The sequence below is a fragment of the Mesorhizobium sp. NPDC059054 genome (assembly GCF_042739215.1).
Taxonomy (GTDB): domain Bacteria; phylum Pseudomonadota; class Alphaproteobacteria; order Rhizobiales; family Rhizobiaceae; genus Mesorhizobium.
Window position 1 is genome coordinate 1 of record NZ_JBHYHV010000021.1, and the last position, 1,670, is coordinate 1,670.

Sequence of the window (1,670 nt, forward strand, 5' to 3'; positions counted from 1 at the left end):
TGCAGGCGTCCTCCGCAAAGGCTGCCGCAGTGTCATTCCATTCCTCGAGAAGAAGCCGGCGCTCCTGCGGTCCAAGCAAGTCAATCCGGCCGACCATGCATGCCGCATCCGCAACAAAACCGCGCAGCATTGCTTCCAGATAGCCAGCATGACGTTCAATCGTCGATGCATCGAACAATGCTGTCGCATAGCCGAGACTGCCGACGATCTCGTCGCCAGCTTCACTCAGAGCAAGATCGAGATCGAACTTCGCGACCTCATAGGCCGTATCGACCGGCCGCACTGCAAGATCATCAAGCATTGCCGACGCAATGGCATCTTCGTTCTGCCAGGAGAACATCACCTGGAACAAGGGAGTGTGATCCAGGCGACGGGCAGGCTGGACGATCTCGACAACCTGCTCGAATGGAAGGTCCTGATGGTCCTGGCCCGAAACAACCTTCGAACGAACCCGCGACAGAAGCGTCCCAACTTCGGGCGATCCGGAAAGATCGATCCGCAGCGCCAGCGTGTTCACGAAGAAGCCGATCAGGCCCTCCGTCTCCGTACGACCGCGGTTTGCAACGGGCGTGCCTATGACAACGTCATCCTGGCCCGAAAGCCGCGACAGGACACCTGCCCACGCCGCCAGAACCGTCATGAACAAGGTCGTTCCGTGCCGGAGGCTCAATGCCTTCAGTTCGCGCGTCAGTTCGCCATCGAGCCGGATGCCGACATGCGCGCCTGCCGGTGATTGTTGTGGTGGACGTGGGCGATCCGTCGGCAATGCCAGCAAGACCGGCGCGTCAGCGAACTCGGAACTCCAGTATGTCGCCTGCGACGCCTGACGTTCGCCCGAAAGCCATTCACGCTGCCAGACGGCATAGTCGGGATATTGCACATCCAGCGCTGGCAACGGGTCCTCTCGCCCGTGCATGAACGCCCCGTACAACAGCCCCAGTTCGCGCAGAAAGACCTCAATCGACCAACCATCCGAAACAATGTGATGATGGGTCAGGACAAGGACATGCTCCTCATCCCCCAGTCGGATCAGACTGCCGCGAACCAGCGGGCCACACTCGAGGTCAAAAGGCGTATCCGCCTCCTTGCGGCAGATCTCTTCCTGGCGCTCCCGAGCGTGATCCTCGCCCCGAAGATCGTACTCGACCAGTCCAAAGCCGGCATCCGCATCCAGAAGCTCGACATGCGGCTCGCCGCCCTGCGCGACAAACACGCTCCGCAGCCCCTCGTGACGAGCCCACAACCTGTCCAGGCTGCGGCCAAGGGCCTCGCGATGGAGAGGGCCGCGCAACTGAAGCGCCAATGGAATGTGATAGCTCGCGCTCACCCCATCCAACTGGGCGAGGAACCACAGGCGCTGCTGCGAAAACGAGAGCGGCAACACGCCCGCGCGATCGACAGGCCTGATCGACGGCAGCACCTGGCGACCCGAACTCCCGACAAGGTCGGATATCGCCTCGGCCATCTCGGCCAGGACTGGCCGGGCAAAAAGCTGCGCCAGTCTGAACTCGATCCCGAACTCCCGACCGATGCGGCTGATCAGCCGCACCGCCAGCAGCGAATGGCCTCCGAGGATGAAGAAGCTGTCGCGGCGCCCGATGCGTTCGACGCCCAGCAACTCGCTCCACAGGCCGGCCAGCATCGTCTCGATCTCGCCGACCGGCGCTTCA

Annotated in this window: 1 protein-coding gene; it reads right to left on the reverse strand. The window is 62.2% G+C overall.

Going from position 1 to position 1,670, the window contains the following annotated elements:
- Positions 1-1,670, reverse strand: a 1,670-nt coding sequence (locus ACFWXH_RS31270; RefSeq protein WP_379125317.1) for a condensation domain-containing protein, incomplete at both ends; no start/stop codon positions are given.